This is a genomic window from Hyphomicrobium sp. (assembly GCF_036833075.1).
In the GTDB taxonomy this organism is placed as follows: Bacteria; Pseudomonadota; Alphaproteobacteria; order Rhizobiales; family Hyphomicrobiaceae; genus Hyphomicrobium_C.
In genome coordinates this window covers 11,056-19,401 of the sequence record NZ_DAITQL010000079.1, presented here as the reverse complement: position 1 = coordinate 19,401, position 8,346 = coordinate 11,056, and the positions used below count along the sequence as shown (strand labels likewise).

At 65.9% G+C, this 8,346-nt stretch carries 7 protein-coding genes and 1 pseudogene; 1 reads left to right on the top strand and 7 read right to left on the bottom strand.

Translation table 11 applies throughout. The annotated features are described in order from the left end of the window. The 6 genes from groL to V7082_RS17745 all read right to left on the bottom strand — a co-directional run. Window positions 1–1,085 (bottom strand): chaperonin GroEL (groL, locus tag V7082_RS17770; protein ID WP_334150686.1); only part of this gene is annotated, 1,085 nt, incomplete at its 3' end. A 52-nt stretch (window positions 1,086–1,137) separates the two neighbouring features. Then, complete coding sequence (gene groES, locus V7082_RS17765; RefSeq protein WP_295557121.1) at window positions 1,138–1,452, bottom strand: co-chaperone GroES; 315 nt, start codon at window positions 1,450–1,452, stop codon at window positions 1,138–1,140. Between the two features lie 503 nt (window positions 1,453–1,955). Next, window positions 1,956–2,267 (bottom strand): H-NS histone family protein, encoded by a 312-nt coding sequence (locus V7082_RS17760; protein ID WP_334150684.1) that lies wholly within the window; start codon window positions 2,265–2,267, stop codon window positions 1,956–1,958. Window positions 2,268–2,509: 242 nt separating this feature from the next. Continuing rightward, on the bottom strand, window positions 2,510–3,742 hold the full coding sequence (locus V7082_RS17755) for an ABC transporter permease (protein WP_334150683.1): 1,233 nt from the start codon (window positions 3,740–3,742) through the stop codon (window positions 2,510–2,512). Further along, window positions 3,739–4,521, bottom strand: coding sequence for an ABC transporter ATP-binding protein (locus V7082_RS17750; RefSeq protein ID WP_334150689.1), 783 nt, complete (start codon window positions 4,519–4,521; stop codon window positions 3,739–3,741). Before V7082_RS17750 ends, V7082_RS17755 begins: the two co-directional genes overlap by 4 nt. Window positions 4,522–4,526: 5 nt before the next feature. Beyond that, window positions 4,527–6,011 (bottom strand): efflux RND transporter periplasmic adaptor subunit, encoded by a 1,485-nt coding sequence (locus tag V7082_RS17745; RefSeq protein WP_334150682.1) that lies wholly within the window; start codon window positions 6,009–6,011, stop codon window positions 4,527–4,529. Between the two features lie 388 nt (window positions 6,012–6,399). Here V7082_RS17745 and V7082_RS17740 point away from each other — a divergent pair, with 388 nt between their 5' ends. Beyond that, window positions 6,400–6,990, top strand: coding sequence for a superoxide dismutase (locus V7082_RS17740; protein ID WP_334150680.1), 591 nt, complete (start codon window positions 6,400–6,402; stop codon window positions 6,988–6,990). A gap of 236 nt (window positions 6,991–7,226) precedes the next feature. On the opposite strand, the pseudogene V7082_RS17735 reads toward V7082_RS17740, so the two are convergent. Beyond that, window positions 7,227–8,346: pseudogene (locus V7082_RS17735) on the bottom strand (hypothetical protein); the annotation flags it as partial.

The following is an 8,346-nucleotide window of genomic DNA, read 5'->3' as shown; positions in this document are numbered from 1 at the left end:
CGGTCGTAGTCCGAGGTGGTCTCCTCGATCTGCGCCTTGATCTGCTTCACGCGTGCTTCGATGTCGGCCTTCTTGCCCGAGCCGTCGACGATCGTGGTGTTTTCCTTGTCGATGGCAACGCGCTTGGCGGTGCCGAGCATGTCGAGCGTGACGTTCTCAAGCTTGATGCCGACGTCCTCGGAGATCACCGTGCCGCCGGTCAGGACGGCGATGTCTTCGAGCATGGCCTTGCGGCGATCGCCGAAGCCCGGAGCCTTGACGGCTGCGATCTTGAGGCCGCCGCGCAGTTTGTTGACGACCAGCGTGGCCAGCGCCTCGCCCTCGACCTCTTCGGCGATGATGAGCAGCGGCTTGCCCGTCTGCACGACAGCCTCGAGTACCGGCAGCAAAGGCTGTAGGCTCGACAGCTTCTTCTCGTGGATCAGGATGTAGGGTTCGTCGAGCTCGGCCACCATCTTATCGGCATTGGTGATGAAGTAGGGCGAGAGATAGCCGCGGTCGAACTGCATGCCCTCGACGACGTCGAGCTCGGTCTCGAGGCTCTTCGATTCCTCGACCGTGATCACGCCCTCATTGCCGACCTTCTTCATGGCCTCGGCGATCTTGGCGCCGATCTCGGTGTCGCCGTTGGCAGAGATGGTGCCGACCTGGGCGATCTCGTCGTTGGAGGTGACCTTTTTCGACTTGGCCTTGAGCTCGTCGACGACGGCCTGGACGGCGATGTCGATGCCGCGCTTCAGGTCCATCGGGTTGGCGCCGGCCGCAACCGACTTGGCACCTTCACGAACGATCGCCTGGGCGAGCACGGTTGCGGTGGTGGTGCCGTCACCGGCGAGGTCAGCGGTCTTGGAAGCGACCTCGCGCAGCATCTGCGCGCCCATGTTCTCGAACTTGTCCTCGAGCTCGATCTCCTTGGCGACCGTCACGCCGTCCTTGGTGATGCGGGGGGCGCCGAAGCTCTTCTCGATGACGACGTTACGGCCCTTGGGGCCCAGCGTGACCTTGACGGCGTTGGCGAGAATGTCCACGCCGCGCAGCATGCGCTCGCGCGCGTCCTGCGAAAACTTTACGTCCTTAGCTGCCATAATGCGGCACTCCGTTCGACTGTTGGAAAAATTGGATCTTGGCGGGAGGCGCTTACGCGGCCTTCTTGGCCGACGACTTGCCTTCGAGGATGCCGAGGATGTCGCTCTCCTTCATGATCAGGAGGTCCTCGCCGTCGATCTTCACCTCGGTGCCGGACCACTTGCCGAACAGCACGCGGTCGCCGGGCTTCACCTCGAGAGCAACGATCTTGCCCTGCTCGTCGCGGGCGCCGGGGCCGACGGCGACGACTTCGCCCTGCTGGGGCTTCTCCTTGGCCGTGTCGGGAATGATGATGCCGCCAGCGGTCTTGGTGTCCTCCTCGACGCGCTTTACGACAACGCGGTCATGCAAGGGACGGAACTTCATGGGATACCCTCATGATGCAGATGGTTGATCATGTTCATGAAATGAACCCGGACGGGCCGAAGCCGCGCAATCCGGGTTGCACACGCCAGCGTCCCAAGCGAGGAACAGCGGCGGCGCAGCGCCTATATGTGAAGGCTTGCTAGCACTGTCAAGTCTCGAGTGCCAATCCATCTGCCGCCAGCGAAGGATGCCCCGATAAGGGTTAGGGCATTGTTATCGTCATCCCTATCAGGACGGCGCTGCCAGTTTCCGCGGAAGCCGATGCGGGACGCTTCGGGCTGATGGAGCCCGAAGCAGTCATCGAGACCAACGTCATTTCACGGCTAAGGCAGGGGCTATGCCCACGGCAGGCCCGCACGGCGTGGGATTGATCCGCGCGCGGCCGATCCCTCTGCCGTCGGAGATTCCGGCCTGCGCCAAGAGTGGGTGCGCGCGGAATTTCGGGAGAAAAATATAGACGCGGCGCAAAACGGCGCGCTTAGCTCCGTTCAACAGGCCATCAATCAGACGGCGAAATCACTGATTTTTGCGCCCTTGCCAAGCTTGGCAACCAGCCAATTCGGCTTTCTGCCGCGACCCGTCCAGGTCTCGGACCGATTGTCCGGGTTCATGTATTTCACGGCGACGGATTTGTTGCGGCCGCGGGCCCCAAACAGTTCGCCGACGGAAAAACCAGCGTTTTCGGCAAGCGAGGCAATCTTATTCTTCAGCTCGGCGCGCTCGCGATCTTTTGCCGCGTTCAGGGCTTTTTGGGCGCGCGCGATATGATCCGCGAGCTCCTTCACCGACATTTTATCGTAGTTCACACTTGCCATTTCCAACTCCATTGGTCGCCCGGCCCGTCTCGGGCGCGCGATCCGGCCTTGACGACGTCCAGAATTAGGCAACGACTTAGAACCCCTCGAAACGGACGATTTTCGCCCCTGCGCCATATACCTCGCCCCCATGCGTTTTGGAACGAGTATAATGTTCTCGCGCCCGCGATCACGGTTTCAATGGCGTTCGTAAAATCTTTTGGGGTGTTTCGTCAAGGCTGACAAAGAATTTTTCAGCCCAACTATTCACTCCGCAATGCATCAATAGGATTAAGGAGCGCTGCACGGCGGGCCGGAAATAAACCGAAACAGATCCCCGTCGCAGCGGCGGCCGCGAGTGCGCCTCCGAGGACGGCCGGCGAGACAAGCACCGGCCAATTGGCGGTAAAAGCGATGATGGCGGACGCAGAAACGCCTATTGCAATGCCGATCGCTCCTCCAAGCAGGCAGAGGGAAACGGCCTCGACGAGAAACTGCAACAGAATGTCGCGCCTCCGGGCGCCGACCGCCATTCTGAGGCCGATTTCACGGGTGCGCTCGGTTACCGAGACAAGCATGATGTTCATAATTCCGATGCCGCCGACAATCAGTGAAATCACGGAGGTGGCGGCGAGAAGATAGCTCAGCGTGGTGAGCACCTCGCTTCTGGCTTTCATCGTTTCCGCGAGATTGCGCACGGAAAAGCTGTCGTCGGCGCCGGTCCGGGTCTTGCGCCGCTGGCGCAGCAAATTCTCGATGTCCTCCTGGACCTCGGTCATGTCGGCGGCCTCGTCGACCTTCACGTAGATACGCCCGACACGATCGTTCTGGACCTGGCTTTTGCCCGAGACCCGGAGGCGCGCCGTCGTGATCGGCAGCAAAACGATGTCGTCCTGGTCGCGCCCCATGACCGACTGGCCCTTGGCGGCCAGGACGCCGATCACCTCAAACGGCACGTTCCTGATGCGGATGGACGCGCCCACCGGATTTTCTCCGGGAAAGATCTCCTTGGCGACGGTGGCGCCCAGAATGGCGACCTTGGCGCCGCTCCTCACGTCGGCCGGCTCAAGGTCGCGGCCGGCGGCGACGGGCCAGTCGCGCACCGTCAGGTACTCTGCGTGCACGCCGCTCAGACTGGAGGTCCAGTTGGCGTTGCCGCGCACGACCGGGCCCGAATCCTCGATCTGCCCCGAAACGGCGGTCACGCCTGGGACCTTGTCGCGAATGCCGGCGACGTCGACCTCGCTCAGGGGGATGTCCGTGCCGGCGCCGCCCGCGCGGCCCATGACCCGCATGGAGCCCGGGAAGACGACCAGCATGTTGGTGCCGAGCGCCTTGATCTGCTTGTCGACCTCGCTCGAGGCTCCCGTGCCGACGGCCACCAGGATGATGACGGACGCCACGCCGATGACGATACCGAGCGTGGTCAACACGGAGCGCAGCAGGTTGACCCTGAGGGCGCGGACGGCAATCAGGACGCTGTCCCAGATGCTCATGGCGCGGCTCCATCCGGGCCGGGCGCGGGGCTGCCCGTATAGGGTGTCTGGCGGATGTCGTCGACGATGCGTCCGTCGCGGAAGGTGATGCGCCGGCCTGCCCACAAGGCGATCTCGGGCTCATGCGTGACGACGACGACGGTGATCCCCTCGCGGTTGAGCTCGGCAAAGAGCTGCATGATCTCCTCGGAGGTGCGGCTGTCGAGAGCGCCGGTCGGCTCGTCGGCGAGCAGCAGCTTGGGATTGTTGACGAGCGCGCGCGCAATGGCGACGCGCTGCTGCTGGCCGCCCGAAAGCTGACGCGGCGTGTGATCCATGCGGTGTTGCAAACCCACCTGCTCGAGGCGCTTTCTCGCCATCGTCTCGCTTCCCTCAGGCCGCGGGTTCGCATACTGCAACGGCAGCATGACCTGCTCCAGAGCGCTCGTGCGCGGCAGCAGGTTGAACTGCTGGAAGACGAAGCCGATGGTGCGGTTGCGGAGATCGGCGAGCTCGTCGACGGAGAGCGTGCCGATGTCGCGCCCATCGAGAATGAGCTTGCCCGAGGTCGGCACGTCGAGCGCGCCAATCAGGTTCATGATGGTCGACTTGCCGGAGCCGGACGGTCCCATGATGGCCACGAAATCGCCGGCCGCGATGTCGAGCGTGACGTGGTCGAGCGCGACGAGGTCCTGATCGCCGACACGATAGATCTTCGTCAGCTCACGCGCGGAAATGAGGGGCGCGCCAAGGGCGGAGGACGGCTCCCGGGCCGGATCGGATGGGGCAGCGCGCTCCATGACGGTCACGACTTCACGTCCCGGGCCCGGATGATGACGGGCTCGCCCTCCTTGAGATCACCGCCGACGATCTCGGTGAACTGGTCGTCAGCGAGCCCGACGCGGACGGCGCGGCTCTCCGGAACGCCCGTCTTTCCGAGCACCCACACGACGGCCGGGCGCACGGCCTCGCGACCGTCCTTCCAGCGCTGGAAGGCCGCCCGCTGGCCGTCGCTGAGCAGCGGCCCGAGGGTCTGCTCCAGGCGCGACATCATCTTCTGGCGGAACTCGCCGCGGTCGCGGCCCGGGCCGCCGCCGCCGAAGCTCGGCTGTCCGCCGGCCTCGCTCGTCTCCTTGCGGAGCTGGTCCATGACGTGCCGAACGGCGGCGACCTGGTCGTCGCTGAGGGAGACCTCGGTCTTGAGCCGCTCGATCATCTGGCCGCCGCGGTCGCGGCCGGCGTTGCCGCCGCGCTCGCCTGGGCTCGCTGCCGCCTCCGTCCGCGGCTTGAAGCGTAGCGCGTCGTTCGAGACGCGCAATGCGCCGTCGCGCGTTGCCGACACGATCATGACATTGGCGGTCATGCCGGGAAACAGCTTACGCCCCTCGTTGGCCGCCTCGATGATGACGGTGTAGGTGACGACGCTGTTCAACTCGGTGGCCGCCAGGCGGACCTGCGTGACGACGCCCTCGAACTGCTTGTCGGGATAGGCATCGACGACGAACGTCGCCGGGTTGCCCTCCGCCACCGCGCCGACATCGGCCTCGTTCACCTGCGCCTCGATGCGGATACGGGACAGGTTCTGGGCGATCTGGAACAGCTCGGGCGCCTGCAGGCTCGCGGCCACGGTCTGTCCGGGATCCACCGTACGCGAGATCACGGTGCCGTCGACGGGGGAGCGGATATCGGCGCGCTCGAGATCGACGGCTGCCTGCTCGAGCGCGGCATTGCGTTGCGCGATCGTGGCGCGCGCGCTCGCGACCTGCGCCTGCGCGACCGCGATATCCGCCTTGGCGACGTCCCGGTCGCGGATCGCGGTTTCGAGGGTCAATTGCGGCGACAGCCGTTTCTCGGCCAGACCCTGCTGGCGCGTGACGTTCGTCTCCGCGGCCTGGAGGACGGCCTTCGACTTTTCGAGGGCCGCCTGCTGGTTGGCGAGCGCGGCCTCGGCCGCCTCGAGATCGGCCTTGGCCTGGGCGACCTTGGCCGCGAACGTCTTGGCGTCGATGGTGGCCAGGATGTCGCCGGGCTTCACCTCGCTGTTGAAGTCGACCCGGACCTCGTCGACCTGGCCCGAGAGCTGGGAGCCGACGCTGACGGTCACCAGGGCGCGCACCGGCCCCGAAGTGGATACGATCTTGCGGATCTGCCCTTTGCTGGCCGGCACCGTCTCGTAGACGACGCCTTTGCTGCCCGAGGTGGTGGGGCCGAACAGCCAAAGCGCGCCGAGGCCGATCGCGGCGACCGGAATGGCGAGGGTAAACAGGGAGCTCAGGCGTCTTTTCTTCATGAGTTTCGTCTGCTCGGACCGCGGAAAGGGCTTCTCTTCGTAGCAGAAGACGGAACGGCGGCACATTTCCGTCGCGCGGCGGGCGAAGGCGTCCCTAGCGCGCCCGTTTGACGCAAGTCTGCCACAACGATGAACGGTAGATGAACGCGGCATTCAGGACGGGTTCAGCGGCCCGCGCCTAGGGTGCGTTCACCCTGAGATCCTATCTTCCCCGGCGTGATCCACGGAGGTGCACCGCTCAGGGTCGGTGCACCTCCACCCCCTCCGATCTCCGCCCGCTCTGCGTCCTCTGCAGAGGCGCCTTCTCGGGACAATGCTTGAACGGAACCTCCCGAGCCGATAGGCATTGGGAGACGAATGGTTTTCGAACAAGCCGGAGTAGTGCCCCGTGACCTTCAAGCTCCCCGATCTTCCCTATGCCTATGACGCCCTCACCCCGTTCATGTCTGCCGAGACGCTCCAGTTCCACCACGACAAGCACCATCAGGCGTATGTCGACAATGGCAACAAGCTGATCGTCGGCTCGGGCCTCGAGGGCAAGTCGGTCGAGGAGATCTGCAAGGCGGCGTACGCGGGCAAGAACCAGCCGCTCGTCAACAACGTCGGCCAGCATTACAACCACATTCACTTCTGGCAATGGATGAAGAAGGGCGGCGGCGGCAGCAAGCTTCCGGGCTCGGTGCAGAAGCTCGTCGACGGCTACGGCGGGTTCGAGAAGGTCCGCGCCGACTTCATCAACGCGGGCGTGACGCAGTTCGGCTCCGGCTGGGCCTGGCTTGCCGTCCGCGACGGCAAGCTCGAGGTCGCCAAGACGCCCAACGGCGAGAACCCGCTCATGCACGGGGCGCAGCCGATCCTGGGCGTCGACGTGTGGGAGCACAGCTACTACATCGATTACCGCAACGCGCGCCCGAAGTACCTCGAAGCCTGGTTCGACAACCTCGTCAACTGGGAGCACGTCGAGGAGATGGCCGGCTGAGGCCACAACCGTCCCCGAGAATTGAAGCGCGGGCGCCGCATAGGCCCCGCGCTTTTTGTTTGCTTTGCAACGTGTCTGGATCCCGGCCGTCCATGCGGAGCATGGCTCCGCCATGATGCCGGGATGACGTCGAGTTTAAGGGCGCGTCGCATTCACAAATCAACGTCACCCCGACGTAGGTCGGGGTCTAGACACGCTTCCGAAGGATGCGTGCGGCGCAGGCGCGGCCGGAGGGGTCAGGGGTGGAGCCAGCCGGCGAGGGCGGAGACGGCGCTTTCGTCCTCGGGCACCTGGACCTCGACGATGAAGCTGCGGTCGGGAATGGCGACCGGCGCGGGAACGCCATGGCGGTCGCGCAACAGCGCGGCGACGCGGATCACGAGGTGCTGCGGTCCCGCAGCGCACGGCGTCACGAGCCAGGCCCAGCGCCCGAACGTGGCCGGATCGTGCGCCGCGAGGGCCTGCTTCGCATTGAGGAACTGGGTGCGCTCCGATTGCCGCTCGATCTCGAACGCCTCGGCATCGCCGTAGAGGCTGACGGACAGCGTCTCGAAATCGTGGCCCTGCCGCGTCAGATCGGCCAGGATCTGGCGGCTCAGCACCACCTCGACGATGGCCGGCGCGCCGAGCCACAGGGCGTCGGGCACATGATGAGCGAGCAAGCCGGCATCCACGGCCCGGGCCAGATCGTCCGCCGAGATGACCTGCGTCGCGGGGTGGGGGGCGGGCGGCTCCGGATGGGGCGCGCCCCCTTGAGACCGTGCGTCCGCCGGCGGTGGTGGCGGGGCGCCGGCTTGCGGGGCCGCGTGCGTCTCGCGGATCCGGCGCGCCATGGCGAGGAACGCCGCGTCGGCTTCGACCTCCGGCAGATCGGACAGCGGGCGGACCCGGCCGCTCGTGCCGGCCTGGACGACGGGGCCGGATGCGGCGGGCGGGTGCAGTCCCTGCCCGGCGGGACGAGGTGCGGCGTCGGGCCACTTCCGGGGCGGCATCGGCGGCCGGGCTACGCCCTCCCCGGGCGGGAGCGCGTCCTGCTCAGCGCGCCGCGCCGCCTCCCGCTCGCTCATCTCGCGCAACGAGGAGGCGGCGGTGCTCATGCGGGCGATGACGCGGGCGATGCCGTCCACGTCCTGCGGGACGAGCATGGCGAGCTTGCGGAAGGCGAGCGGCAGCCTAGCCGGCGCCAGGGCCTCGGCGCGGACCGGGACCAGAAGATTGAGCGGCAGGGTTTCGCGGGCGATGTCGGAGAGGCCCGCCGACGGAGCTGACGCCTCGGTCCAGAGGACGATCACGGCCTCGAACTGGCGGAGCCTGGCGCGGCGCAACGGGCGCGGTGTGTAGGGAAAGCCGTAGAAC

Coding starts and splice junctions, on each gene's coding strand:
- V7082_RS17760 (WP_334150684.1), bottom strand. CDS start 2,267: ATGGCAAGTGTGAACTACGATAAAATGTCGGTGAAGGAGCTCGCGGAT.
- V7082_RS17755 (WP_334150683.1), bottom strand. CDS start 3,742: ATGAGCATCTGGGACAGCGTCCTGATTGCCGTCCGCGCCCTCAGGGTC.
- V7082_RS17750 (WP_334150689.1), bottom strand. CDS start 4,521: ATGGAGCGCGCTGCCCCATCCGATCCGGCCCGGGAGCCGTCCTCCGCC.
- groES (WP_295557121.1), bottom strand. CDS start 1,452: ATGAAGTTCCGTCCCTTGCATGACCGCGTTGTCGTAAAGCGCGTCGAG.
- V7082_RS17745 (WP_334150682.1), bottom strand. CDS start 6,011: ATGAAGAAAAGACGCCTGAGCTCCCTGTTTACCCTCGCCATTCCGGTC.